This window comes from Salicibibacter cibi (genome assembly GCF_016495865.1).
In the GTDB taxonomy this organism is placed as follows: Bacteria; Bacillota; Bacilli; order Bacillales; family Marinococcaceae; genus Salicibibacter; species Salicibibacter cibi.
The window spans coordinates 1,245,290-1,271,896 of record NZ_CP054706.1 but is presented as its reverse complement, the minus strand read 5'-3'; the positions used below and the strand labels follow the sequence as shown (position 1 = coordinate 1,271,896).

Here is a 26,607-nt window from a genome sequence, read left to right as displayed (position 1 = left end):
TCTTCCTAGGATGCCCAATGAGAAAAAGTGCATGCTCCATGTTTTTTACGATGACTGACCTGACCAACACGCTCGGTGAGCATAAAGGTGCCGTGAGTGGTTGAAAGGAAAGGTGTGCGTTCAGGGATTATGAACCGCTTATGAGGCTCGTGAGTGGAGAAATGGCTCAGATCCGGGCGCTACATAACACAGCGTCCATGAAGACCGAAATCTCGGTTCAGGCTTGCGTTCGGGCGCCATGAAACACTCATGTAGACCGTACCCTCCAAAATGTAACATGTGTCCGAACTAACCTCTGTCAAAACAATTCCATTTCCCTCTTCTATATGCTTGTTTCAATCATAAGCTATAGCAATACGTGAAATAAGGGGGGCTTCCTATGCAAACACGTTTTCTGCGGGCGCTCGGCACTTCGTTCATTACCATGCTTTCGCTCGTGCTATTTGCCGGATTAATCATCGCCACGCTATTACGTTTCGGTTCAGTGATGGAACAGTCGATGATAGGAATAACGATCGGAATTACAATTGTAGTCACATTAATTGGCGGGTTCATAGCAGGGTTACAATCTCGATCGAAGGGCTGGCTAGTCGGGCTAAGTGCGGGTCTATTATTTGCATGTGTTGCTGCTTTCATGCAATACCTGGGATACGGCATTCACCTAAGCCTAAATCAGATCATCGTTTTTCTCGCCGCTATTTTTAGTGCTTCATTCGGAGGAATGGTCGCTGTCTCGCTTTTCGGTTCTGTGCGATAAAAAAGATGCTGTCCTCAGCTAGGTCAGAAGTCGGTGAAAAGAACCAATTCCTTCATCTTAGAAAACTGGGCTTTTCGCCAAGCTTTTATGGCGAAAAGCCTTCGCCCAACTTATGCAGGTAATAAAGTTGATTTATACTTTCTTACCTGCCAAACAAAAAAGGCCGGAGCAAAAGGCATTTCTTGCCCTGCATCCGGTCTTTGTTCTTTTTAAAATCATGCTAATTCTGGTTGACAACTTCCCTTACCGCTGAACGGTCATACGTAAGTTTGCGGTTTTCATCCACGAGCAAAACGAGTTTGTCTTCGTCAATTGCGTCAATCTTGCCGTGCAACCCACCGATCGTGATCACATCATCACCTTTTTGCAAGTTTGAATGCATTTCCCGAATCTGCTTTTGCCGCTTTTGCTGCGGGCGAATAAGTAGGAAATAAACAATCGCAAACATCAATACTAACATAATAATCGCTTCCATGTTGGATACACTCCCTTCTCATTTTCTTTCATGAAGCTTCAACCTGTACAAAAATGAAGCATGCTTGCCAAAAGAAGCAGTAACAGCCCTAAAAGTTCTTTGCATCCGGGCGGTTAAATCCATATTGCTCGAAAAAAGAAGCGCGGAAATCCAGAAGACGGTCTTCTTTTATCGCTTGGCGAACCTTCCGCATTAATTCTATCAGGAAATAAAGATTATGATAAGAGGTAAGCCTAAACCCGAACGTTTCTTTGCTTTTGATAAGATGGCGGATGTACGCCCGCGTATAATTGCGGCAGGTATAGCAACCACATGTTTCATCGATAGGGCGGAAATCACGTGCGAATGCCGCGTTTCGAATGACTTTTCGCCCTTCGGAAGTCATGCATGTCCCGTTACGTCCGATCCTGGTCGGCAACACACAATCAAACATATCAACCCCGCGGATCGCCCCGTCAATCAATGCATCTGCAGAACCGACCCCCATCAAATACCGCGGTTTGTCTCTTGGCAAATACCGGGTCGTCTGTTCCAGCACTTCGTTCATTACGGATTTTGGCTCTCCTACCGAAAGCCCGCCGATCGCATAGCCCGGAAAATCCAGAGAGACTAAATCCTCCACACTTTCACGGCGCAAATCTTCATACTCCCCGCCTTGAACAATGCCAAACAACGCTTGCCGCTCATTATTTTCCTCTTGGGCTTTCAAGCATCGTTCCGCCCAGCGGCTCGTTCGTGCGACAGAATCACGCATATAAGCATAGGAAGCGGGATAAGGCGGGCATTCATCAAAAGACATGATAATATCCGCACCGAGGCTTTGCTGAATGTGCACGGCTTTCTCCGGCGTTAAAAAAAGCCGCTCGCCGCTGATGTGATTCCGAAACCGTACCCCTTCCTCATCAATGTCACGCAAATCACTCAAGCTAAAGACTTGAAAGCCACCGGAATCCGTTAGCATGGGGCGGTCCCAATTCATGAACTTGTGCAGTCCTCCTGCTTCTTTGACCAAGTCTTCTCCGGGACGCAACCATAAGTGATAGGTGTTGGAGAGAATAATTTGCGCGCCCATTTCTTCCAATTCCTCGGGGCTCATCATTTTAACGGTGGCCAGTGTGCCGACAGGCATAAAGACCGGCGTGTCGATCACTCCGTGCGGCGTATGAATGCGGCCGAGCCTCGCCCCCGACTGGCGACATGTTTTTAAATGTTCGTAACGAATGGCTGCTGTCAAACTGAAGTGGCCCCTTTCCCAATGTACATCGCATCGCCAAAACTAAAAAAACGATACTGCTCGTCAATCGCTGCCCGATAGGCGCGCATGACCGCTTCCTTGCCCGCAAACGCGCTTACAAGCATGATGAGCGTTGATTTTGGCAAGTGGAAATTCGTAATCAAACCATCCACACCTCGGAAATCAAAACCCGGGTAGATAAAAATATCTGTCCAACCTGCGGTTTGTTTAAATTCCCCGTATGTATGCATGATCGTTTCCAACGTGCGGGCGGAAGTCGTTCCGCAGGCAACAATCCCTTTCCCGCTTTTTTTTGCCTCATTTAACGTTGCTGCCGTCCCTGCACTTATCTCATAATATTCCGCATGCATCTCATGGTCCTCCACGCGTTCGACGGATACCGGCCGGAATGTGCCTAAGCCCACATGTAAAGTAATATAGCAAATTTTCACGCCGATTGCACGCAATTCGTCCAGGCGTTCTTCCGTAAAATGAAGGCCGGCGGTCGGTGCCGCTGCCGATCCCTGTTTTTTTGCATACACCGTCTGGTAACGTTCCGGTTCATCCAGTTGCTCGGTTATATACGGGGGGAGCGGCATCGTGCCAAGCGCATCGAGGACCTCCATAAAAATACCGTTATAATGAAAACGGAGCACGCGAGCCCCGTGATCATGAAGGCCAATGCAAATCGCTGTTAACCGGCCATCGCCAAAAACGATTTCGGTACCCACTTTCACTCGTTTCGCCGGTTTTACGAGTGTTTCCCATTCATCTGCATCTTCTTCGTTCAGAAGTAATACTTCGATATTAGCACCCGTCTCTTTTTTTTTGCCAAAAAGCCTTGCCGGGAGCACGCGTGTATCATTAAGCACCAAGCAATCGCCTGCTTGTAAAAAAGCGCCGATATCCGAAAAATGCCGATGGGCAATGTCTCCGGTCACCCGGTCCAAGACGAGCATACGGGAAGCGTCCCGATCCGGAAGCGGCCGTTGCGCGATCAAAGACGCTGGCAACTCAAAATCAAATGTATCTATATCCATCTTTTATCTAAACCTTCCAATGATAAGAAAAATAAGGGAAAGCACAACGCTTATTATAATGCTCGTCATGATCGGAATGTACACGGTCGTATTTTCACCTTTGAACAAAAAGTCGCCCGGCAAACGACCGATCGGCAAAAACCGACCGCCCACTTGCCAGAGCAAACCGACCGCGATTAGCACAATGCCGATAATAATGAGCCATCGTGGTATGTCAGCCATTGGACTTGCCCTTCTCCGCCCAGCCGAAATGCTCATACGCTGACGGGGCGACAACCCGCCCGCGCGGGGTTCTTTGCAAAAAACCGATCTGCAAAAGATAAGGCTCATATACATCTTCAATTGTCTCTGCTTCTTCCCCAACGACCGCCGCCATCGTATCAATGCCGACCGGACCGCCCGCGAACTTATCCACGAGCATTTTCAAAAGCCGGTGGTCGATTTGGTCAAGCCCGAGACGATCCACTTCAAGGTGGCCCAAAGCCGATTCCGCTTCTTGCACAGTGATCGTTTCCGCCCGATTGACTTGCGCAAAATCCCGTACACGACGCAAAAGCCGATTGGCGATACGCGGGGTCCCCCGTGCCCGCCTTGCAATTTCATCAGCGGCATCTTGCTCCAAACCGATCCCTAGCAGTTCACTCGTGCGTAGGATAATACTCGCCAACTCTTCAAGCTTGTAAAATTCCAAGCGGCTCATGACGCCAAACCGATCCCGTAACGGTGCGCTCAAAAGCCCTGCACGCGTCGTCGCACCGACAAGTGTAAACGGCGGCAAGTCCAGACGAACAGATTTTGCCCCGGATCCTTGCCCGATAACAATGTCGATGGAAAAATCTTCCATGGCGGGATACAGCACTTCCTCGACCGGACGTTGCAAGCGGTGAACCTCATCGATGAATAAAACATCCCCCGGCTCCAATGTCGTCAAAATGGTGGCCAGGTCGCCGGGACGTTCAATCGCCGGACCGGAAGTTGTTCGCAAATGGACATTCATTTCATGGGCGATAATCATTGCGAGTGTCGTCTTCCCTAAGCCGGGGGGACCGTATAATAACACATGGTCAAGGCTTTCTTCTCTCATTTTGGCGGCTTCGATAAAAACTTGCAAATTACGCTTCACCTGTTCCTGGCCAATATAACGATCCAGCGACAGAGGGCGTATACTTTCTTCCCGTCCTTCTTCCTCATCCCCCAAACGCTCTTGGGAGATTAACCGCTCATCCATGCGATCCCTCCTTTAACGCTCAACCATGAGGCGGAGCGAACGTCTGACATATTCATCTGCTTCAAGTTCTTCATGCTGCAAAGCTTTCTCGCATTTTTTGATTTCTTTTTCCCCGTACCCGAGGGCACGAAGCGCTTCCATCGCTTCCTGCAATGCTCCGGATTGCATCGGCATCACCGTTTGCGCGTGAACAGCTTCTGATTCATTCGACACCGTAACATCAAGCGTTCCTTTAAGGTCCAGAATCATTTGCCGCGCCGTTTTTTTTCCTATGCCCGGGAATTTGACGAGCATTGCTTCATTCTCTTCTTCAATCGCCTGCACGACAAGCGCTGCATTCCCTTCAGCCAATATGGCGAGCCCGCCTTTGGGGCCGATGCCCGACACTTGCAAAAGTTTGCTAAAAAGCACCCGCTCTTCCCGGGTGGAAAAACCGTATAAACGGATGGCATCCTCGCGTACGTGCTGATACGTATAAATGTGCCTTTCTTTTTCATCGTTTATGTCATATGCAAATGGATTTGCACAATAAATTAAATACCCAACCCCGTTAACATCAAGCGTGATCGATTCATGATCGCGAAAGACGACTTGTCCCCTTAACCGTTCAATCAAAGATGTCCCCTCATTTCCAGTGAAAACTTACTCCCATTTTAACATATACGGCTCAAGCGGCGGGATCGGTTCGGGCACCGTGGCACCTCATGGCGACCGTTTCGATTGGTTCATCAGGCACCATGCTTACGTAACTTACCCTTCCCGGAACTCCCCATTGTGATAGACATCTTGTACATCATCATTGTCTTCAAGCATATCGATCAAAGCTTCCATTTTTTTTGCGTCTTCTCCTTCAAGCGCTGAAGTGGTGTTCGGGATCATGGTTTGCTCGGCGGTATCGATTGGGTAGCCGTTATTCGCAAGTGCTTCCCTGACTTGTTCCAGCTCCTTGTCATCTGTCCAGATCAAATAATGCCCATCTTCCGTTTCCATATCCTCAGCGCCTGCTTCAATCGCTTCAAGCATGACTGTGTCTTCATCAAATTCTTCGCTTTTAAGCAAAATCAGTCCCTTTTCGGCAAATAAAAAAGAAACACAACCATCTTCCCCGAGATTGCCGCCGTTTCTGGAAAAAGCATGACGGATATCCGCGACTGTGCGATTGCGATTATCCGTTAAGGTTTTCACAAAAACCGCGACACCTCCAGGTCCATACCCTTCATAACTGATTTGTTCATATTGTACATTTCCGCTGTCACCGCTTGCTCTTTTGATCGTTCGGTCAATATTGTTTATAGGAACGTTGGCGTTTTTTGCTTTTTGTACCGCAGTCCGCAATCGAAGATTAGTCGCGGGATCATCCCCTTGCGCCCGAACAGCCGCAAAAATTTCTTTGGACATTTTTGTGAAGATTTTCGCACGTTTTGTATCCTGTGCTTCTTTCCTTCGTTTTATATTATTCCATTTGGAATGGCCTGCCATTTGATCAAAACCTCCTCCGTTCTTCAATATATCATGTACGGAGGTTATACTCCAGGGGCATCGATTGATTTCCCCCGTTGACATGGCTGGACTTTCGCCAAGCCTTCATGGTGGAAGCCTTCGTTGCACTTTCTTATCTGCCAAAAAAGAGGCCCTTTCGGCCTCTTTTTTGTTCGTTATCGGCTCTGCTCAAACGGACGTTGTGCGGCATCGCTCAAGTCTTCAATAATCCCTTCAATGGTTGCGCCAGTCTCATCCAAAGCTTCGCCGGTACCTTCAGCCAAGTCATTTTCGACTCCGCGGATATCGTCATAAATATCCTCATCGTCTGAGACGTATACCTCTTTATCGGTTTCATCTTCCAAATCTTCACGGATGTTATCTACAGTTTCATCGCCATCATTACCAGACGTTCTGACCCCTACAAGAACGTGGTCATCATCAACAACCACATGACTGTTCTCTATATTATCCATCTCCGAGATCATTTCCTGGATTTCGTCCTGTTCTCCATTTCCGCCGTTATTGTTGTGGTTCATCGTTCCGCCCGGACGATCCATGGTTTGGTTTTGACCGTCGGTACCAGTGCCTTGCCCCATACCTTGGCCTTGTTGCTGTTGCCCCTGTCGATCATCTACGGTAAACATATCCGTGATCGGGCCTTCTCCGCGATCACCACGATCCGTTCGATCCCAGCCAGCATAACCTGCATCTTGTTGCTCGGTTTGATTCCCCACATGATTCACTCCGGTATTATTCCCAGGACCAGCGGCATTATCGTCTGCAGTTCCACAGCCCGCTACCCCTGCTGTAATTACCGAAAAAGCGGCCAGTGAAAGTGCCATCTTCTTCATAAATTATAGCCCCCCTTCACGCTTTAAGTTGTGAAGAAAAAAGGGGGATTACTCCTGTCAGTTGAAGGAAGACCGGCCAAATTATTCGTTCTCCTCATTTTCTTCAGCCCGCGGCCCCTCATATTGTCTCGGATCATACGGATAATATACTGGTTCGTAATAGGGGACAACAGGCGGATAGTATCCATACCCTTGCTCATATGGATGAACGGGCAACGGGGGTGGCGCCGGCATTGTATAACGGTACGGGGCCATAGCATGTGATTCAGTCCCGTATCCCGGCTCTAAACCGTTTTTCCCATAATTCCCATTCCCATAGCCATATGCATGGTAATATTGATCATATCCTTCTTGAAATTCCGGCTGCTGTTTGTAGCCGCCGGGATGCTCATATTGTGAATACGGCACGGCCGGGTAGCCTTGCTGTTGAACCGGGACAAAACAATATTGCATTAGATGCGGCGGGATCTGTTGGACTCCATATGGAGGCGGCATTGGCGGCTGTTGGGAAGCCTGTGCGTACATCCCGGTCGGTTGTCCACACGTTTTACACGGTTGCTCTTTTATTTTAGGCTTTTCCATTGGCTGTTTCTTATACACCGTTTCCTCTGTTTTTGGTGCCGATTCCTTTTTTTCTTCATTTTTTTGAGAAACAGGCTTTTGGAATTTTGGAGGTAATGCCACCTTTTCTTTGTCTGCTGTGTTTTCCTGTGGTTTTTTTGGCTTCTCTTGTTCGGGCATTTCTTTTTTCTCTTCATATTTTTGTAAGGTTGGTTTTTGGAATTTCGGCGGCATTCCCTCCTTCTCTTTGTCCTTTTCAGATTTCGGTTGTTTTTTTGGCACTTGCATCACCGGCATTTGCTTAGGCGGTGGCTTGACTGCAGGTTTTGGTTGGGCTTTCGGTTTGGCGGGCGCAGGTTCTTCTTTTTTCGGTACTTGTGGCTTTTTGTACACGGGTTCCTTTGGCTTTGGAGGTGTTGGGGCTTTTGGCGCTTTTGGTGTTTCCGGTGCAGGTTTTTCCATTTGTTCTGCCTTTGGCATTTGCTTTTCCTTAACTTCTTTCGTTTCCGTTTCCTTTTTTGCCGGCACTGTTTTTCCAGGAATTTTGAGTTTCATGCCAGGCATGATCATTTCGGGATTTGCAAGCTGTGTATTCGCTCCTTTTAGCTTTTCAAAGTCGACATCATATTTCTGGGCAAGATTCCATAATGTATCGCCCTTCTGAACAATGTGGATTTTCACGTTTCTTTCCCTCCAATTCACGTGTTCATGTGATTAGCTTCTTTCGCTTCCGTAACCGTACTGCATCCAATACAACAATATGCGAGGAAGAAGGCGAGTATTCATAAGCGCATGCCGAAAAAAAGCGGAGGCGCCGCATACAGGCATTCCTCCGCTGTTCATTTAAACTGTTGATTCCATTTCATTTTCTTCATGAATGACGGCCGATGGGTACGAACCGAGTAACCGCGCTCCACAGCCAATAGCCTTGATTTCTTCAAGCGCCCCGGGGACCAACACATCGTCGTATTCATGGTCAATATCAATAATAAAAAAATAATGCCCGATCCCTGTTTTCATCGGTCTTGACTCGATCTTCGAAAGGTTGAGTTTACGCCACGCAAATGCGGATAATACTTGATGAAGCGCTCCGGAATAATCCGAGGGAAGTGTTACGACGATGGTTGTTTTTTTATTCACATGCGGTCGCATCTCCCTTAATGTATCTTCCTGTACATTTCTCGTGGAAAGAAGCACAAAACGGGTGTGGTTATTGGCAAAGTCATGAATGTTCTCGGCAGCTACGGTCAGTCCGTATTTTTTCGCAGCCAATCGATTAGCAATTACCGCCCGCTTCAAGCCCGAATCTTCGGAGATCTCTTGAGCGGCTTTAGCTGTTGACGACGCGTGCATCCATTCAGCATCTGCCAAATGTTTTGACAGAAAGTCGTGGCATTGTGCAAGGGCGTGAGGATGCGAATACACAGTCTCCATGCATTGATCGGCATTTTTAGGATGCACGAGCAAGTGCTGGGCAATCGGAATTGCCAACTCGCCGACAATCGGGAGGTCATGCTTGTGCACGAGATGGTCAAGTGTGATATTTACCGATCCTTCAATCGTATTTTCCAATGGGACGGCCGCGCCATCTACTTCTTTTTTTGCGAGTGCCTGCAAGCAACTCGGAATATCTCTGTATGGAAAGCGTTCAGCGGATTTTGTAAAGGCAGTTGCCGCTAATTCACTGAACGTTCCTTCAGGCCCTAAATATGCAATTGTTTCCATATGATTCCTCACTCTTTCTCCATCACTTATCTTTATTTGCGGATCCGGTACCGGATCCGACCAATTCGACTTTTTCAACGGCTAGCATTTCTTTAATTCGTTGCATCAGACTTTTGACTTCAATATTTAACATCGTCGTGTCTACCGTAAGCGTTACATTGGCACGCCCTTGCAAAGGAATGGTTTGATTAATCGTAAGTACATTCGACTGTGTCTCTGCAACAACCCCTAACAACTCGGACAAAGCACCGGACTTATCCGTTAACAGAATAGAGAGGGTAATGATTTTCGCCTGGCTCATCGTGTGAAACGGAAGAATAGCATCCCGATATTTATAGAAAGCGCTACGGCTGAGACCGACTTTTTGGACGGCATCGCCGATCGTTGTCGATGGTTCGTTTTCGAGCAAGCGTTTGGCTTCGAGCGTTTTTTGCATCGCTTCGGTTAACATATCTTCTCGAACTAGGAAAAAATGATCCATGTTTTCCGTCATCAAAACTCCCCTACTCGTCCATGAATTCAAATTCTATGCTCAATAAGCGGACGGTATCTCCGTCTTTGGCGCCACGCGCCCGCAAAGCCTCATCTACACCCATTTTCCGTAATGTACGTGAAAATCTGCGCGCCGATTCCGGACGATTAAGATCGAGCATTTGCACGCGCCGCTCCAATGGTTCCCCGGATAAAACAAACGTCCCATCATCATCCCGTGTGATCACAAATGATTTCTCCGGATGATAGCGATACAGCACGCGCGATTCTTCTTCCTGTTCCGGCTCAGGCTCAGGGGCTTCATCCAACAGATCGGCAATTTGCCTGACTAGTGCATCCAATCCTTCTTTTGTCAGCGTGGAAATGCGGATGATTTGCACGTCCATTTGTTCCTCCAACTTTTGGAGCGTTTCTTCGCTACCTGGCATATCCGTCTTGTTGGCGACAACAATTTGCGGACGTTCGGTCAAGGCTTCGTTGTATTGCTGCAGTTCACGGTTAAGCGTTAGATAATCTTCATAAGGGTCGCGGCCGCTCATTCCCGATACATCAAGCATATGAACGAGCACGCGCGTGCGCTCGATATGACGAAGAAATCGATGCCCCAATCCGACGCCCTCATGAGCCCCTTCAATAATTCCGGGAAGATCCGCCATCACAAAACTCCGACCATCTTCAACCGCAACCACACCTAGATTCGGATATATGGTTGTAAACGGGTAATCGGCAATTTTCGGCTTCGCAGCGGTAACAACGGATAGGAACGTGGATTTCCCGACGCTCGGAAATCCGATGACACCGACATCCGCGAGCAATTTCAGCTCCAGGGTAATCTCCAGTTCAACACCCAGTTCTCCATTCTCTGCATGCTCCGGAGCCGGATTTGCAGGAGTGGCAAAACGTTTGTTTCCACGTCCACCCCGGCCGCCTTTCGCAACGAGATGCTCCTCCTTGTGCGCGACTAAATCGGCAACTAAGCTACCGGTTTTTTTATCCTTGATCATCGTTCCCGGCGGCACGTCAACGATCAATGGTTCAGCGCCCTTTCCGTGCTGGCTTTTCGAGCGGCCGTTTTCTCCGCGCTTGGCCTTAAAGTGATGTTGATAGCGAAAGTCCATCAACGTTCGCAGCCCTTCGTCCACACGGAAAATAACGTCCCCGCCTTTTCCTCCATCACCCCCCGCCGGCCCTCCGTCTGGCACATATTTTTCTCGGCGGAAAGCCACCATGCCATTGCCTCCATCGCCTGATTTCACAAATATATTAACGTAATCGGTAAACATCTCTTCTACCTCCACACCCTCTTCGTTCATATTCCAGAAAATCGTCATCCTTTTATTATAGCACATCACTTGCATGTTAATCGTTCAAAAACAAGAAAAAAAGCACTCGTCTTCTCCGACAAGCGCATGGGAAATCCAGACATCAAAAAACAGGTCAGATGCATGTCTTTCGCTTACTTCCGGGACAATACGTGAATGGCGACATCCTGGCCTTGACGCACACAATCCGGCAGTCCGACCCCCCGGTAAAATGTTCCGGCTATGTGAACACCCGGGTATTCATCGGCAAGCGCCGATTCCCAAGCGGCCACCCTCGATTGGTGACCGACCGTATATTTAGGCATGGCACTCTTCCAGCGGCTGACATCTGTAAACAATGGCTCTCCACGTATGTCCAGAAATTTTCGCAGCTCGTTTAATGTTTGCGCAACGATAGTTTCATCCGGATCACGAACGATCGCATCGTTCCCCGGACGTCCGACGAAACAACGCAGAAGGACTTTTCCGTCCGGCACCAACTGCGGCCATTTATGATGCACGAGCGTTACCGCTTTTAGAATCCCACTGTCCCCTTCTCCTTTAGGGATGAGGAAGCCGGTTCCCTTCACCGTTTCCGGGAGAGACGAGGCAGGGAAAGCAATCGCTACGGTGGCAACCGATGCACCGGGCAACGCTTTCATCTCTTCGCCCACGGATAGCGACGGCAATACGTTGGCTGCCGTTTGATGCGGAGTGGTGAGGATTACCTCATCTGCCTCTGTTTTTGTGCCGTCCGCAAAATGAAGGGCGTACCCTTTTTCTTCTCCCGGAATGATCTCTTGTAATTGTTTTTCTTTATGAATCGTTCCTTCAGACGCTGCTTTCTCCATCTCATCGACAATGACTGATAAGCCACCTTTTACGGTACGGAAAAGCCCGGTTTTTTGAGCGGTCCCTGCCGACTGCTGCCGTTTTTTCGCCATGGAACGGGAGGCTAGCATAAGGCTTCGATGCTTGTCCCCCATTTGCCGAAATTGGGGGAACGTCGATTCCAAACTCAACTCATTTAATTCACCTGCGTACAATCCCGATAACAAAGGTTCCAACAAACGGTCGACCAACTCATCTCCAAAACGCCTTCGAAAAAAGAGGCCTAGCGATTCATCCGTGTCTTCTTTTTTTTTTGCGGGTAACCATAAATCGGCAACTGCACGCATCTTCCCTTTTTTTGTTAACAATGGGGATCGAAGGAAAGGGGCGGCTCTAGTAGGGATGCCCATAACGGATCCTGCGGGAATGGGATGAAATGATCCGTTGCTCGCGATGTAGGCCTGTCCGGTATGATTTTTGACGAGCTGGTCGCTTAAACCCAATTCTTCGACGAGGGACATCATTTCCGGTTTGCGAATGATGAAAGAGTCGGGGCCGCGCTCAATCGTACATCCATCGCGGTGCAACGTGCTGATTTTCCCACCGAGCGCTGTCCCCTTTTCATAAAGGTTCACTTCTACTTGCTTTCCGCTTTCGGCCCGTTGTTTTTCTATTTCATGCAAAGCGGAAAGTCCAGTGATACCCCCGCCAATAATCGCGATTTTCATGCTTGATCCAGCTTTAAGCGTTTAATGATGGCGTCCTTTAAGCCCCCGATAAACATGGGATCCGTATTCGGCATCGGAGGGCGCTCGTAGTTAACACCTAGGTCGTCGGTAACGATTTTGCACTCGATATCGTTATCATACAGCACTTCCAAATGATCCGCCACAAACCCTACGGGGCAATAGATAAACGTGCCATAGCCGTGTTTCTCATAAAGCGTGCGCGTTAAATCCTGAACGTCGGGCCCGAGCCACTTGTCGGCGGTATTTCCTTCGCTCTGCCAACCTATTTCATAATTTTTCACGCCTGCAGCTTCAGCAATTAAGCTCGAAGTTTCCTTCAGTTGATCGACGTAAGGATCATTATCGGTGAGGATTTTTTCCGGTAAGCTGTGTGCCGAAAAAATGACAACGGATTTTTCCCGATTGACGCGCTGGAACAACTGTTTAAGTTGCTCGCTCCAAAACTGTAAAAACTTCGGCTCCATGTACCAGCTCTCAACGGCATGGATCGTCGGGCCGCCAATCTCTTCAGACTTCTCGAGTGCACGTCCATTATAAGATTTAACACTGAATGTGGAGTAATGGGGCGCCAAAACAATCGAGACCGCTTCTTCGATGCCGTCTTCTTTCATTTTCGCAACGGCATCTTCGATAAAAGGGTCGATATGCTTGAGGCCAAGGTAAGCTTTGAACGATTTGTCGGTTGATTGTTCGTTTAGCATCTCTTCTAATGCCCGCATTTGTTCGTCCGTAATGCGCGCGAGGGGCGAAATGCCCCCGATAGCCTTGTATCGATCGATTAGATCGTCCAACGCTTCTTGCGTGGGAGGCCGACCGTGGCGAATATCCGTATAGTATGCTTCCACTTCATCAAGGTTTCTTGGTGTGCCATACGCCATCACTAATAACCCTATTTCTTTCTTTGCCATCTTTGTTTGTCCTCCTACTGTCCTGCTGAATACTCGTGCACAAAGGATGTTAATCGTTTCAGGGTTTCCGGTTGAACACTTGGAGTGACCCCGTGGCCAAGGTTAAAGATAAAGGCCGGGTCATCTTTCGTTTCATCCAAAATTTGCTTCGCCCTCTTTTCAATCACGTCCCACGGTGCGTGTAAAACAGCCGGATCAAGGTTTCCTTGTAACGCTTTTGTAATCCCCTGACTACGGGCTTCTGTGACCGAAGTTCGCCAGTCAAGTCCGATGACATCAAGCGGGAGCTCATCCCATTCGGCCAATAAGTGCCTCGCGCCTACCCCGAACATAATAAGTGGTACGCCTTCCGGGCGGAGAGCAGCAAATATTTTTTCCATCGCCGGCTTAACAAAAAAACGATAGTCGGGAGCACTCAATGCGCCAACCCAGGAATCAAAAATTTGAATCGCCTGTGCGCCCGCCGCGATTTGGGCTTTCGTATAAGTAATCGTCATATCTGCCAGTTTATCCATCAGCAATGTCCATGTCTTTGGATCTCCATACATCATCGTTTTCGTTTGCTCGTAATTTTTCGAAGGTCCCCCTCGACCATATAACTGGCCAACGTAAACGGAGCGCCCGCGAATGTAATTAACGGAACTTGCAATTGTGTCCGTAATAAACGGATCGTTTCAAGCACATAATCCACATGCGCTTCAGGCTCCAGCTGATGCAAGCGTTCTACATCGTCCATCGTGCGGACCGGTTGTTCAATCACGGGACCGACGCCTGCTTTAATCTCTACATTAACCCCAAGTGCCGGAATTGGTGTCATGATGTCTTTATAAAGAATGGCAGCATCGTTTCCGTATTGTTCAACGGGCAACCTCGTGACGTACGCGCATAGCTCGGGGTCATGGGTAATTTCAAATAGCGAATATTTTTCTTTTAACGCCCGGTACTCCGGTTGTGACCGACCTGCCTGTCTCATATACCATACAGGTTTTACGAGGCCTCCCTCCCCTTTTGCTGCCCGAATGAATGAATCGTTCATTGTAACCACCGCGAACATCCTTTCATCTTCTCTTCATAATTGCACCCAACTAGCCGATATTATTTATGAGTCCGTCCAAAGCTCCGTAGTTGCTAGCGATGAGCATAACGCTTCTATTCCTTTTTTATCATAAACAACTGCAGATGTCTTGTATGACCGTTCATCCTAGGCTAAAGTTCATAAAATCGTAGAACCTTGAATCATTTGGAGGGAAAATCGTGAAATTTTATCAACCTACCCGCATTCGAACAAAACTGTTGTCTATTTTACTTGCCACAACGCTGTGCTTTGTAAGTGGATTTGTTTTTATTTTTGTCCAAATTATGGATATTAATGACCGAGTGGAAGAAATGGATCAGTGGCGTTCTTATGTTATCGATGCGAAAGATGCTTCGCACACCTTTCAGGAAAAATACATATTTATCTCTGATCTGCAGTTTCAGGAAGACCCTGATTTTGACTACTACGAAACGCTAGATGCAATAATGAATGAGCACCTAAGAAATTTGGAGAACGGGACCAACACGGCATACAGTAGCGAAGAGTTGCATCATCTTAATGTACAAAACGAAATGTTTAATTCCCGCGTCTCCCATTATATTAACCTGCAAGTATTGCCCGATGAAACGGCAATGGCCGACATGGAGTTTTTGACATCCAACATCAATGAACGCGCCGGGAATCTTCAGTCCTATTTTACGGACAATCTGGAGGAAGCCAATGAGTCTGCGCAAGAAATGATGTTCTATGCTGTATTATCAAGCATCGTTGCCGCGGGGGCTGCGGTAATCATTGGTGTAACAATCTTCATCATTTTTGCAGGAAGAATGCAGAAAAAGATCGAACGCATCGCGAGAAGAACAACACAGGTAAGTGCCGGACACTTGAATGTGGAGCCACTCCCTGTTGAAGGGCGTGATGAACTGGCTTCCCTATCGGATGAGATAAACGCTATGACCGAGAATCTCGGAAACATGGTAAAAGGCGTGTCCTCAGCATCCCAAACGGTGGCTGCGTCGAGTGAAGAGTTGGTCGCTTCAGCAGAAGAAGTAAACGCCGGCTCACAAGAAGTAGCCGGTTCCGTTCAAGAAATCACCGAGATGCAAGTCGGCCTTGATCAATCCATCCGTGATTCAAGGGAGACGTTTCAATCGATGGAAGAGGAACTTTCTCGTGTGTATACTGCCGTACAGGAAATTGTCACGGAAAGCAATCGCTCAAACGATCAGGCGGCCGACGGCTTAAAAATATTAAAAGAAGCGTTGGAGAGCATGCAAAGCATTCGCATTCAAAATGAAGCGAATGCCCATTCCATTGAGTCCCTTGGTGAGGCTTCCCGAGATATTGAGGATGTAATCACCCTTATTAAAGATATCTCCGGACAAACAAACTTGCTTGCATTGAATGCAAATATAGAAGCGGCACGTGCAGGAGAAGCAGGCAAAGGGTTTGCGGTCGTCGCAAATGAAGTGCGTAAACTGGCGACCGAAAGTGAAGAAGCAACCCAGGACATCTCCAAGACGATCGAAATGATGACCGGGAATGTGGAGAAGTCCGTAGAACAATCTCGGCAAAGCACTTCGCTCATTGTTGCCGGCGAAAAAACGATCGAAGAAATGTACAATGCCTATCAAGCCATTCTTGCCTCTTTTACTGCCGTTGTCCGGAAGGCCGACACCATTGATACGCTAATCAAACAAGTGACTGAAAAAAGCCAATTGATCCTTAGCCATACCGAGGAAGTCCAAAAAAACTCCACCCATGCCACGGATAACAGCGCTGCAATTTCCGCTGCCATCGAAGAACAGGCGGCAACCATGGAATCCATCAACCAGGCATCCCAAGAGTTGGCAGCAGTGGCTAATGAATTGGACGGGCAAATTTCTAAGTTCAACATTTGAAAATGGGAACGTTTGGCCAGTTGCGGTGCCAAATAATGGGATGTGGCTAATATTTGGCGCCACCCAGACGGTTGTGGCGCCAATTAATCGAGTTACACTCTATGTTTGTCCAATTTTTATTCTACCTCCATCACCCACCACAAGTTGCCCCCTAATAGGTCGGAGTTTTATAGATGAATGAAAATGCTTAATGAAGATATTTCCCTTTATCGGGGACGGCTTTCTGATCAAAATTTTGGATCAGCGATTTAAATTGAGAGTGCAACTCTTGGCCGAACATGGGAACGCCGTGGCCGGGAACAATGATCTCCGGATTAAGGTTATATAGCGTTTCTGCTGATTTTTTCGCTGCATCCCAGTCAGTTGTAAGGTATCTCGGCGGACCCTGAAGTTCCTGTGTCTGATTGTACACTTTGTTCAATTCGTCTTGTTTGACCGTGATAACAGCGTCTCCCGAAACAAGCAGGCGATCTCTTTCCCGAAAAAGCGCAATTTGACCCGGCGCATGACCGGGGGTATGCACCCATTGCCACTCACCCAAATAAGGCACTCTCCCTTGTTCGGGGAGCGGTTGCACGGCGCTTCCCAACTGAATCGCTTCATTCGGAAAAGCTTTCGATGATTTGGCAACGAATCCCCCTTCGACGCTCGTATCGGGCTCGGGATAATCTTTTTCCCCTGTTAAAAAAGGCAATTCCTTGGTATGCGCATAAACCGGCACCTTCCATTCATCCACCAGTTCAGCGACTGCACCGACATGGTCGAAGTGCCCATGCGTGAGAATAATCGCCTGAGGGGGATTAAATTGACCGAATTCATTTTGCAAAGCGGTAATTAAATCCTCTTTGCAATTCGGCATACCCGTATCCACCAACACCCAGCCGCTCGTTACATCTCCGATAAAACAAACGTTTGTAATTTTTATCGTAAGGCAATGCACATCCGATGTCACTTGTTCTAAAAGTCCATCGTTTTTCGACGTCATCGGGAGCCTAACGCCGGAGGGTCCATAATTTACTTGTTCCTGTTCGCTCATAATGTTTCCTTCCTTTCTGCACAGACGGCTTCTATTATTGTTTCTTCACATATTTGTTTTTATGTAGAAAAAAAGCCCCGTTAGATGGGCTATGGGCTCGTTGGGACGGTCGTATAGAGCGGGGGATGGAGACCGAAGCGGGCAGCGGTTAACTAGCGGTTAATCAAAACTGTCGCTACGGGGCGGTCATGAGGGCCGAAAACGGTTTTACGCGGCGGGTTCGGGATCCATGAATCCTCCATATGGTGACCGAAACGAGCAGCCCACCAATACAGGCGCCATGAAACGATCCACGCTTACCTCACTATCGAGCGGCACCAGATCCGAACAAAAAACGGTCTACCGGTTTACGGTGATGCGATCGGTTTCCCACTTTTCAGTCCGTAAACCGCCCCCTGAGGGCGCCGCTCCCCCGGTGCTAGAACCACGAAGCAAGATGAACATCCGCGACATTCGATGGTTCTCCTTCCTGGCCGGTTTGAGGGTTATATGGAACAACTATATATTCGTTCAACGAGAACATATTTGCCCCGCTCACGGTGTACGAACCTTCTCCTTCCGCTTCACCGACTTTATTTTGCTCTCCATCATCCACTTCATAAATGTTATACACGAGTCGTTCATCTTCGGCTTCCGTCCACTGCAATTCAACATTCAAAAACCCTTCTCCTTGCAAGGTCAATCCTGCCGTAAGATCATCCACAGACGCCAACCGGACAGGCGGTTCCAGATCTTCAACACCCTCGGGCTTGCTGAATGCAACCGCTTCTTGATCCACCGTCTCATGATTTAAAATCGACTTGAACATCGCCGTCGGATAGGAACTTCCGCCTTCCAAATATTGCTCTTCCGTCGTGTCATCATGCCCCATCCAGAGAGCACCTGTATACGCAGGCGTATAGCCGACAAACCAGGCATCACGATTAGCCCCTTCGACTTCTTCAAATCCGGTCGTTCCGGTTTTCCCAGCCAATGCATGATCCGTTTCTCCACTTTGACCGGTGCCTTCACTGACGACATCTTCCAACATCCGTGTCATATACCAAGCATCTTGCTCGCTCAGCAGTCTCTCGATTTCGGTATCATGAACAAATACTTCTCTACCGTCGCTATTGTCAATTTTAGAAATAAAATATGGCTCGGTTTTCACGCCATCGTTGGAAAAAGTTGTATAAGCTTCTGCCATGTCTAACGGGGATACGCCATCAGAAAGCCCTCCCAACGCAACGGATAAGCCTTCATCATCAAATGGGTGCACCGCTTGCTCCGCCCATTCTTTTCCTTGCTCAACCCCCATTTGATCAAGCAACCAAACGGCAGGTGCATTCGCCGACTGCACAACGGCATCTCTCATTGTCATTGTACCGCTATATTCACCGCTTATGTTTTGTGGCGCGTAATCATCATAATCTTCATAGACGATTTCTTCGTCCTGCAACATCGAGTACGGCTTGTAATCTCCTGAATAAAGCGCAGGTGCGAAGACGGAAATCGGTTTGAATGCAGATCCGGGTTGCCTGGGGACGAGGGCTCGGTTCAATCCTTTCCGCACATAGTCCCTGCCGCCGTGAATCGCTTGCACCGCGCCGGTGGAATTGTCGAGCAACGCAAAGGAAGCTTGCACATTTTCATTATCTCCCGGAAAATGGTTTTGATCTTGGATCACTTCATGGGAAGCTTTCTGCATCTCGGCATCAATCGGAAGTTGAATGGTATACCCGCCGGTGATCAATTCGTTTTCGCTGAGATCGAAGCGATCACGCCCTTCCTCGACAACCATATCAACATAGGTATATAGGGACTCGTCCATCGCCGGTTTTTCATGTAATTCCGGAGAAATCGGCTCTCCCTCCGCGACTTCTTGCTCGTTTTCATCAATAAATCCATGCTGTTCCATCAACGCAAGCACCGTATTGCGGCGCACCTCCGCTTCTTCTTCATCAGCAGCCGGGGAATAATTGTACGGCGCTTTAGGAATTGCAGCAAGCATCGCTCCTTCTGCCACGTTCAACTCGCTTACCGGTTTGTCAAAATATGTTTCAGCTGCACGAGAAATTCCGTACGTTCCATGGCCATAGTAAATTTGGTTTACATACATTTCAAGTATCGTTTCCTTGCTATATTTCCTTTCCAGATTCATGCTGATCAACACTTCTTTTGTTTTGCGCATCCACGTCTGATCCTGATCCAGAAAAACATTCTTTGCCAGTTGTTGGGTAAGCGTGCTGCCCCCCTCTACTTTTGCTCCGGCAAGTACGTCTCGATAAAGCGCACGCCCGATCGCCCAAAAATCAATGCCTTGATGTTCGTAAAAGCGATGGTCTTCGACAGCAAGAAACGCTTCCTGGACATGTTCAGGCACTTCATTGATGGATATCTTTTCACGGTCTTCGGTAAATAAGCGGCCCAGTTCCTCGCCGTTATCATCGACCAAAGTTGTCGTCTCAGGGAAGTCGAGCTTGTCTTCATCCACCAATATACTGCCGGCAATCAGCGCCAGCGCGTAGCTGCCTACCGCAATCACAAGCGTGGAAAGAATAACAACGATCGTAATATAGATGCTTTTATTAAACCGTTTCATTATTTCCTCCAAACATTCGACTCTCCCCCATTATAATACAGAAGTTTCCACAAAAACATGTAAGCTAATGGAAAAACGTTAAAAATGCGTAGAGATTATCCCATAAAAATGGTCGGGTCAACACTAAAATCTATGGTTGCCAAATGGATTATGCACTATGATAACCGCTACGGAAAAACACTACGCTTTCCGTGGGCCCCAAGCTCAGCCTCCTCGAAAAAAGAAATTCGCTTTTTTCTGCGGGGTCTTCCCACTACGCTTTCCCACAGGAGTCTTCGTGTTTTTCCTTCGCTAGCGAGCGTTGTTCCCATCATTATTATCAACGATAGACTTTGATGAAGAGCCAAATGGTCTATTTCTGTTTTTTCTGCGAGATCTTTACATCGCCCAACACAGTCGTCACTTTGATGTTCAAATGACCGAATGATTGGTTCGGGTCGCCAAATTGGAGCGTCGAGCGATCAAACATCCCTTCCTCCGTATGCCCAAGCACTTTCACGCTGCTCATCATCGAAACGATTTCGATAGTTGCTGACCATTCTTCCGGCAATTTTATTTTCGTTTCACCAAGAATGTCCATAACGGCAAAATCCATGGCGTCCGCTTCGATCATTGCACGGGTCATATCGATGGAGGCGCTACCTAGAATGACGTTCAATTCTACCTCATCTTGCATCGAGAATGCCTGTTTTTTCAGTTTATAATCGCCGAGCACCACCCATTTGCTTTTCGGAACGACTAGCTGCGTTTGTGGCGATTCGGATGTTGGTCTTTTGTCGGTTCTGTCCAAATCCTTATCAATATCGATCACTTTTCCGGTTTTGTTAAACATTGCAATGAACAAAAATAACACCGGTATGGCCAAGAGAAATACCCAGGTACCGATAGGTATCCAATACCCTGCCATAAGACCCACAGATAGCGACATGAAAAAATAAGTGCCGCTTGTATGCATATTTAACACACATAACAAAGCAATTAGTACAAATAGCAAAGGCAGAATAAAACCAAACCAACTCATTCCCGACAATAAAAAATTAAAAATAAGACCGCCCGCCAATACGAGCATGAACACCATAGACATACGGTTTCGTTCCATGTGGCTTCCCCCCTTCTTCGAAAACTTGGCTTTTCGCCAAGCTTTTATGGCGAAAGTCTTCGCCCACTTTATGTAGGTAAAAAAGTTGATTTATACTTTCTTACCTACAAAACCCTCGAACTTTTCATTTCTTCAGCATTCGTTGTAAGATAGTCATAGCAACCAACTGCACTTTCCCCTTTTGACGATTTTACTACAATGCTTATTTGCTTGCATCTTTTGGACAAACAATTGATAAGATGGATAGAAGAACATCGTTTGGATCGCCAGTATACATAGGGCTTATTTGGAGGTTTCATTATGGATGATATTTCGCTCGGGATTGCGCTTCTTGCCGGTATGGTCTCGTTTTTCTCTCCTTGCGTATTCCCGCTCGTCCCGGCTTTTTTAGCACAACTTACAGGAACAAGCATATCCGGTGGCGCTGTTAATGCAGATCGACAGATTATTTTATCAAGAAGCCTAGGTTTTATCGCGGGCTTCACTGTCATTTTTTTATTGATGGGGGCTTCGGCCACACTTATCGGAGAATGGTTCCGGATGTACAGCGGCGCCCTTGAACAAATCGGTGGTATCATCATTGTCCTATTCGGTTTGCAAATGTCAGGCATTATTTCGCTTCGTTCGCTTATGACCGAAAAACGATTCGGCAACAAATCGCCGAAAAAAGCAAAGAGTTTTTTTGGTTCTGTCGCCTTTGGACTTGTTTTTGCAGCAGGGTGGACCCCTTGCATCGGCGTTGTTCTCGCTTCCATTTTGGCGCTTGCCAGCCAGGAAGGTTCCATGCTTGCCGGTTCTGGAATGCTCTTCGTTTATTCGATGGGGCTTGGCATTCCATTCTTGGCCGTGTCACTGATTTATGCCGGCTCCCTTAATAAGCTCAGTCGGCTCAATCGCTTTTTGCCAAAAGTACAGCAAATCGGCGGAGTCGTCATGATTATATTCGGCATTTTGATGTTTTCCGGATATTTCCAAGTTATTTCCAGCTACCTTGCGAGAATCTCTCCAGGTTGGCTATGATATGCTACAATAGGAATACGAAGCCGAACACCATTCACTTTCGACTACGTATTTTGGGGGAGTGATACAATGGAGGAGCAACTGTATCAAACGTTAACGGATCATTATCAGGAAATGGTTGATATACGAAGATATTTGCATCAATACCCTGAAATTTCCTTCAAGGAAGTAGAGACACCGGCTTATATTGCCCGTTACCACAAAGCATTAGGACTTCCGATCAAAACAGGCGTCGGCGGACGTGGCGTTGTCGCGACCCTGAAAGGCGGAAAACCGGGGCCAACCATCGCTTTGCGCGCCGATTTCGACGCGTTGCCCATCCAGGACCAAAAAGACGTTGCTTATAAATCCAAAGTCGATGGAGCGATGCACGGGTGTGGGCATGATGGTCATACCGCCACCCTTCTCGTACTGGCGAAGGCATTAACCGAACAAGCCGATAACCTGAAAGGTACGATTGTTTTCATTCATCAACATGCCGAAGAGCACGCCCCGGGGGGCGCCGAACCGATGATCGCGGACGGATGCCTTGAGGGCGTCGATGTGATTTTCGGCACCCACTTTTGGGCCGTGGATCCTCTATGGACGATCCAACAACGCAGCGGCCCGTTTATGGCTGCGGCCGACCATTTTTACATTGATATCGAAGGGGTGAGCGGACACGGTGCTGCTCCCCACACGAGTAAAGACGCGATTGTCATTGGATCGCAAATGGTGAACAGCATTCAAACATTGGTTTCCCGACGTGTCGATCCCCTTGAGTCCGCCGTCGTTTCCATCGGAAGTTTTGTTGCCGAGAACCCTTATAACGTGATTGCAGGCACTGCCTCCCTCGTGGGAACGGTACGCACATTCAAGGAAGACGTGCGAACCCAAATTGAGAAAGAACTGGAAACCATCGTCACCGGTACTGCTAAAACAATGGGGGCAAAAGCAAGTTTACAATACGAACGTGGATATGCACCTGTCGTGAACGATGCAAAGGCGAACGATTACCTTGCTTCCATAGCGACAACTGTTCCGGGCGTGGAGCGCGTGGAAACACGAAATCCTATTATGGCAGGAGAAGACTTCAGCGCGTACCTTAAAGAAAAGAAAGGGACATTTTTCTTCACTGGCGCTGCCTTTCCGGATCGCGAGGAAAATTACCCCCACCATCACCCTAAATTTGACTTTGATGAGCGGGCCATGCTCATTGCCGCCAAAACGCTTGGCAAAGCTGTGCTCCATTATATAGGGACTGCTGAATAATGGAAAAAGACTGGCACATAAGCATTTTCCGTTGGTGTTGTCAAAGTTGGATGCAAGGGAATTCATCCTATAAGCAAAAAACCCTTGCACTTCTGGCAACGTACGGTGGGACGGTGCTGCAATGGCGAGACTCCAGCGGAAAAACGGACGCGTCAAGCCCCCGCAGCGCCGGTTTTGCGCGAGGAGGCTTGACCGTTCGTCCGCGGAAAGCGAAGCCATGGAAGCGACATCCCGGCTTCAGCTGAGAGCTGCAAGTTGTTCAGCAATCCCTATATAGAATAAAAAAAGTCCGGCCGGTATTCACCCTTCGGCCGGATTTTTTCTTTCTTCAAACCAACGGATCCGATAACAATTTTTTGCCGCTTCTCCCAGTAGATCAAGAAAGTGATAATTGATCGTTGCCCCGACAATTGCGCCGAAACCGGGAATTAGCTGCAATGTTTTCGGCACATCAATAAAATCGCGATACTCTAATTGAAACGTAACCCAATCCATTGCCTCGTCAGCTGTTAACGCTCCGGGAAAATCATTCGTAAACCCTTCCCAATCGTCAATGCGCGTAAGGGTCTCCTGCTTGTTTTTATTTCCTGAAAACGCCATTTGAAAGACTTGCAACAAGAAAAGGCGTTCTTCCATCCTTACGGGATCAAAGCCGTAGAGATGGGCAGCTGTGAATAAAAAACGCATTTTAATCGCCAAAAGCAGCGGGAAGTCTGTCATGCCCCAAAAAACGCCCCCGAACCCTGTTCCCGCCCCCTCAATACTGGCAGTCCGCTTATACCTACGAATAGTTTCATCCAGTTCTTCTTCCCGGTCTTTTAATGTCCCCGCTTTAAGCGGTTCCGTCGCTGTTACATAATCGGAACCGTTAAGGGTCGTCTCGATCATGGTTCGAAGTGCCGAGGCTACCGTTTGATGCACACGATCCGGGATACGTTGATTGATTTTATTTTGAAACCCTTTCGTCCAAGTCTTCGTCATCGATGGATTTTTTGACACCTTTCTTCGCCATTCGTTCATCTCCACTTTTGCCGCAGTTTCATAGGAAGTCGAAATAGAGTTTCCCCTCCCTTTATAATTTTTCCTCGATGGATTTTTTCAGTTTAAATTCCGTGAAATAGAAACTGACCGCTACTCCAGCCAACAACGTTAGCACAGCGATGGTCATTGAAAGCGGCGTTAATGCAGCAATCACCGTAAACCAAAAGGTTTGCACGAACAGAAGGCCTCGGAGGAGCGTTTTAAGCGCGCGTCTTCGAATAAGATCGGGCACAGGATAAATGGACGGCCACAACAAAATATCATGGTGAGAATAAATGGGGGCCAACTGCGCTCCTGTCATATAAATAAACAGGCCGACGATGACGACGACTAACCAATCCCATGCTTCCGGAGAAGCATAAATTAATAGTCCTCCGACAAGGGACAATCGAATAAAAACACCGAAATAATCCCCGGAGCGGGCAAATGTTTTCCCATATAAATATATATACGTATTTGCCTTTCGATGATTCACACGATCAAATTGGTTGGCTAGCCAACGTCGTCTGTGCACCGGTGATTTCACATGCCGCACGTCGGTAAAAGCGTTGGCGAATCGATAAAAAGCATTTAAACGCCGATGTTCTTGCTGAAGCAATGTCTCCCACTTGAGAAAATGGTTGGCATACATTTGCCGGTAATACACGCCTAAAACGACCATCATAATGATCGCGATAGCAAGGGCAAACCCCCAATCGGTTTGCAACAGAAAAAAGACCAATACGAGATTAACGGCGAAACGAAGCCAGCGATGGCGCCAATGGGAGACGGAAAATTGTTGGCGGAGTTCTCCCCATTCCGCTACAACGTTCCATAATTTCGCCAAAATCAGCGCGCCCATTACAATGGCCAAAGCCAAAGTATCGCCCGGCATCCGCTCGATATAAAGTGGCGCCAGCAAAAATAAAAGGAAAAAGATAACCACGCTTTGCATGATCCAGCTATACAGCAACGATCTGCGCATATAAGGACCCAGATGTGCTTCAAATGGAAGCAGGAAAACAAGGTCTCCTTCTTTTATAAATGTGCGCACCGGACTGCGGGTAAGCAAAAAGGCAAACAGTACCGTGAGAATTTGCAAAACCGGAAAATCAGCGGGAAGCCAATCAAGAAATGATTGGTAGTAAACGCCGATAATCAACAGCGTTCCGTAAATCGCGACCATCAATCCGCCAGTCGCCATCAAACGTATGTAACGAATGGCTACATTCCAGTAATCTTGTGCACGTTCACGCCAGAGATCTCCCGGATTCATACGGATGGTTCCTTCGTCATTTCAATGTATAGGGTGTCCAAATCCGCTTCCGGCATCCCGGCTTGCTGCCTCAACTCTTCCATCGTTCCGTGCATATAGACGTGGCCGTCATGCAACAAAATAAAACGATCGCAATGTTTTTCCGCCGTTGTAAGGATATGGGTGCTCATCAAAATCCCGGCGCCATTTTCCTTCATCATAACCATTTGTTCCAACAAAGATTGAATACCTACCGGATCCAAGCCCACAAATGGTTCATCAACGACATACAGGTTCGGTTCAACAAGAAACGCGCACATGACCATCACCTTTTGCCGCATCCCCTTAGAAAAATGGCTGGGAAACCAATGGGTCATTTTTTTCATGCGAAACGTTTCAATTAACATCTCGGCACGTTTTTGCCATGTGTCGTCCTCGATTCCATAAGCCATCGCAGTCAAACGAAGGTGTTCCCAAAGCGTTAATTCTTCGTAAAGGATCGGTGTCTCCGGAATATAGCCCATCGTTTTTCTGTATCTGTCTATATCGTCATCTTTCGTTTGCCCCCGGATTTCAATGCGGCCGTCCAGGGGTTCCAACAACCCTAAAATATGCTTGATTGTCGTGCTTTTTCCGGCACCGTTCAGGCCAATTAAAGCAACAATTTCTCCGGCTTTTACCTGAAAAGAAACGCCTTCAATTACCGGTTTCCTCGGGCTGTACCCCCCTGTCACGCCTTCCACATTCAGCAATGATGCCATTTGCGTTCCCCCT

The 26,607-nt window shown here is 47.8% G+C and carries 25 protein-coding genes and 1 pseudogene; 5 read left to right on the top strand and 21 right to left on the bottom strand.

Annotation, left to right across the window (positions count from 1 at the left end):
- The first annotated feature begins 379 nt into the window (after positions 1 to 379).
- Positions 380 to 757, top strand: coding sequence for a TIGR04086 family membrane protein (locus tag HUG20_RS06485; RefSeq protein ID WP_200089340.1), 378 nt, complete (start codon positions 380 to 382; stop codon positions 755 to 757).
- Positions 758 to 977: 220 nt separating this feature from the next.
- On the opposite strand, the gene yajC is transcribed toward HUG20_RS06485, so the two are convergent.
- From yajC to hemE, 15 genes and pseudogenes are all read right to left on the bottom strand, one after another.
- Positions 978 to 1,232, bottom strand: coding sequence for a preprotein translocase subunit YajC (gene yajC, locus HUG20_RS06480; protein WP_142091317.1), 255 nt, complete (start codon positions 1,230 to 1,232; stop codon positions 978 to 980).
- Positions 1,233 to 1,320: 88 nt separating this feature from the next.
- Positions 1,321 to 2,466, bottom strand: a complete 1,146-nt coding sequence (gene tgt / locus HUG20_RS06475) for a tRNA guanosine(34) transglycosylase Tgt (RefSeq protein ID WP_200089338.1) — start codon at positions 2,464 to 2,466, stop codon at positions 1,321 to 1,323.
- On the bottom strand, positions 2,463 to 3,506 hold the full coding sequence (gene queA / locus HUG20_RS06470) for a tRNA preQ1(34) S-adenosylmethionine ribosyltransferase-isomerase QueA (RefSeq protein ID WP_200089336.1): 1,044 nt from the start codon (positions 3,504 to 3,506) through the stop codon (positions 2,463 to 2,465). Before queA ends, tgt begins: the two co-directional genes overlap by 4 nt.
- Before the next feature lie 3 nt (positions 3,507 to 3,509).
- On the bottom strand, positions 3,510 to 3,728 hold the full coding sequence (locus HUG20_RS06465; protein ID WP_200089334.1) for a DUF2905 domain-containing protein: 219 nt from the start codon (positions 3,726 to 3,728) through the stop codon (positions 3,510 to 3,512).
- The gene (ruvB, locus tag HUG20_RS06460) at positions 3,721 to 4,734 is read right to left on the bottom strand and encodes a Holliday junction branch migration DNA helicase RuvB (RefSeq protein WP_200089332.1); all 1,014 of its coding nucleotides are present in this window, start codon (positions 4,732 to 4,734) and stop codon (positions 3,721 to 3,723) included. The genes HUG20_RS06465 and ruvB overlap by 8 nt, the downstream gene beginning before the upstream one ends.
- A 12-nt stretch (positions 4,735 to 4,746) precedes the next feature.
- Positions 4,747 to 5,349: a Holliday junction branch migration protein RuvA gene (ruvA, locus tag HUG20_RS06455; RefSeq protein WP_200089325.1), complete on the bottom strand. Its 603-nt coding sequence runs from the start codon at positions 5,347 to 5,349 to the stop codon at positions 4,747 to 4,749.
- Between the two features lie 135 nt (positions 5,350 to 5,484).
- Positions 5,485 to 6,213: a YebC/PmpR family DNA-binding transcriptional regulator gene (locus HUG20_RS06450; protein ID WP_200089323.1), complete on the bottom strand. Its 729-nt coding sequence runs from the start codon at positions 6,211 to 6,213 to the stop codon at positions 5,485 to 5,487.
- Positions 6,214 to 6,389: 176 nt separating this feature from the next.
- Positions 6,390 to 7,067 carry a YhcN/YlaJ family sporulation lipoprotein gene (locus HUG20_RS06445; RefSeq protein ID WP_200089321.1) on the bottom strand — a complete coding sequence of 226 codons (678 nt, stop codon included), beginning with the start codon at positions 7,065 to 7,067 and terminating at the stop codon, positions 6,390 to 6,392.
- An 81-nt stretch (positions 7,068 to 7,148) separates the two neighbouring features.
- Positions 7,149 to 8,309: a SafA/ExsA family spore coat assembly protein gene (gene safA, locus HUG20_RS19420; RefSeq protein WP_200089319.1), complete on the bottom strand. Its 1,161-nt coding sequence runs from the start codon at positions 8,307 to 8,309 to the stop codon at positions 7,149 to 7,151.
- Between the two features lie 162 nt (positions 8,310 to 8,471).
- The gene (gene pheA, locus HUG20_RS06435) at positions 8,472 to 9,353 is read right to left on the bottom strand and encodes a prephenate dehydratase (RefSeq protein ID WP_200089312.1); all 882 of its coding nucleotides are present in this window, start codon (positions 9,351 to 9,353) and stop codon (positions 8,472 to 8,474) included.
- A 22-nt stretch (positions 9,354 to 9,375) separates the two neighbouring features.
- Positions 9,376 to 9,846 (bottom strand): ACT domain-containing protein, encoded by a 471-nt coding sequence (locus tag HUG20_RS06430; protein WP_200089310.1) that lies wholly within the window; start codon positions 9,844 to 9,846, stop codon positions 9,376 to 9,378.
- Positions 9,847 to 9,856: 10 nt separating this feature from the next.
- Positions 9,857 to 11,128, bottom strand: a complete 1,272-nt coding sequence (gene obgE, locus HUG20_RS06425) for a GTPase ObgE (RefSeq protein WP_200089308.1) — start codon at positions 11,126 to 11,128, stop codon at positions 9,857 to 9,859.
- Positions 11,129 to 11,301: 173 nt separating this feature from the next.
- The gene (gene hemG / locus HUG20_RS06420) at positions 11,302 to 12,705 is read right to left on the bottom strand and encodes a protoporphyrinogen oxidase (protein WP_200089306.1); all 1,404 of its coding nucleotides are present in this window, start codon (positions 12,703 to 12,705) and stop codon (positions 11,302 to 11,304) included.
- On the bottom strand, positions 12,702 to 13,634 hold the full coding sequence (gene hemH, locus HUG20_RS06415; RefSeq protein ID WP_200089297.1) for a ferrochelatase: 933 nt from the start codon (positions 13,632 to 13,634) through the stop codon (positions 12,702 to 12,704). The genes hemG and hemH overlap by 4 nt, the downstream gene beginning before the upstream one ends.
- A 14-nt stretch (positions 13,635 to 13,648) precedes the next feature.
- Positions 13,649 to 14,688 (bottom strand): annotated as a pseudogene (hemE, locus tag HUG20_RS06410) (uroporphyrinogen decarboxylase).
- Between the two features lie 200 nt (positions 14,689 to 14,888).
- Here hemE and HUG20_RS06405 point away from each other — a divergent pair.
- Entirely contained in the window at positions 14,889 to 16,571 is a 1,683-nt protein-coding gene (locus HUG20_RS06405) for a methyl-accepting chemotaxis protein (protein WP_200089294.1), read from the top strand.
- 187 nt (positions 16,572 to 16,758) lie between these two features.
- On the opposite strand, the gene HUG20_RS06400 is transcribed toward HUG20_RS06405, so the two are convergent.
- From HUG20_RS06400 to HUG20_RS06390, 3 genes are all read right to left on the bottom strand, one after another.
- Complete coding sequence (locus tag HUG20_RS06400; RefSeq protein WP_200089292.1) at positions 16,759 to 17,607, bottom strand: MBL fold metallo-hydrolase; 849 nt, start codon at positions 17,605 to 17,607, stop codon at positions 16,759 to 16,761.
- Between the two features lie 418 nt (positions 17,608 to 18,025).
- Entirely contained in the window at positions 18,026 to 20,188 is a 2,163-nt protein-coding gene (locus HUG20_RS06395) for a transglycosylase domain-containing protein (RefSeq protein WP_200089290.1), read from the bottom strand.
- 352 nt (positions 20,189 to 20,540) lie between these two features.
- Entirely contained in the window at positions 20,541 to 21,287 is a 747-nt protein-coding gene (locus HUG20_RS06390) for a LiaF domain-containing protein (protein WP_200089288.1), read from the bottom strand.
- A 300-nt stretch (positions 21,288 to 21,587) separates the two neighbouring features.
- Between HUG20_RS06390 and HUG20_RS06385 the strand changes: the two genes are divergently transcribed.
- The 3 genes from HUG20_RS06385 (at position 21,588) to HUG20_RS06375 (ending at position 23,803) form a co-directional block, all read left to right on the top strand.
- Positions 21,588 to 22,307, top strand: a complete 720-nt coding sequence (locus HUG20_RS06385) for a cytochrome c biogenesis CcdA family protein (RefSeq protein ID WP_200089286.1) — start codon at positions 21,588 to 21,590, stop codon at positions 22,305 to 22,307.
- Between the two features lie 69 nt (positions 22,308 to 22,376).
- Positions 22,377 to 23,558, top strand: coding sequence for an amidohydrolase (locus HUG20_RS06380; protein ID WP_200089285.1), 1,182 nt, complete (start codon positions 22,377 to 22,379; stop codon positions 23,556 to 23,558).
- A complete protein-coding gene (locus tag HUG20_RS06375; RefSeq protein WP_200089283.1) occupies positions 23,558 to 23,803 on the top strand; it encodes a hypothetical protein in 246 nt (81 codons plus the stop codon). The genes HUG20_RS06380 and HUG20_RS06375 overlap by 1 nt, the downstream gene beginning before the upstream one ends.
- Before the next feature lie 55 nt (positions 23,804 to 23,858).
- Here the strand turns inward: HUG20_RS06375 and HUG20_RS06370 are convergent, their stop codons facing one another.
- From HUG20_RS06370 to HUG20_RS06360, 3 genes are read right to left on the bottom strand one after another with little or no spacing between them, the layout of a single operon-like run.
- On the bottom strand, positions 23,859 to 24,578 hold the full coding sequence (locus HUG20_RS06370; RefSeq protein WP_200089281.1) for an EcsC family protein: 720 nt from the start codon (positions 24,576 to 24,578) through the stop codon (positions 23,859 to 23,861).
- Positions 24,579 to 24,630: 52 nt separating this feature from the next.
- The gene (locus tag HUG20_RS06365) at positions 24,631 to 25,854 is read right to left on the bottom strand and encodes an ABC transporter permease (RefSeq protein ID WP_200089279.1); all 1,224 of its coding nucleotides are present in this window, start codon (positions 25,852 to 25,854) and stop codon (positions 24,631 to 24,633) included.
- Positions 25,851 to 26,594 (bottom strand): ABC transporter ATP-binding protein, encoded by a 744-nt coding sequence (locus HUG20_RS06360; RefSeq protein WP_200089277.1) that lies wholly within the window; start codon positions 26,592 to 26,594, stop codon positions 25,851 to 25,853. Before HUG20_RS06360 ends, HUG20_RS06365 begins: the two co-directional genes overlap by 4 nt.
- Positions 26,595 to 26,607 lie beyond the last annotated feature (13 nt).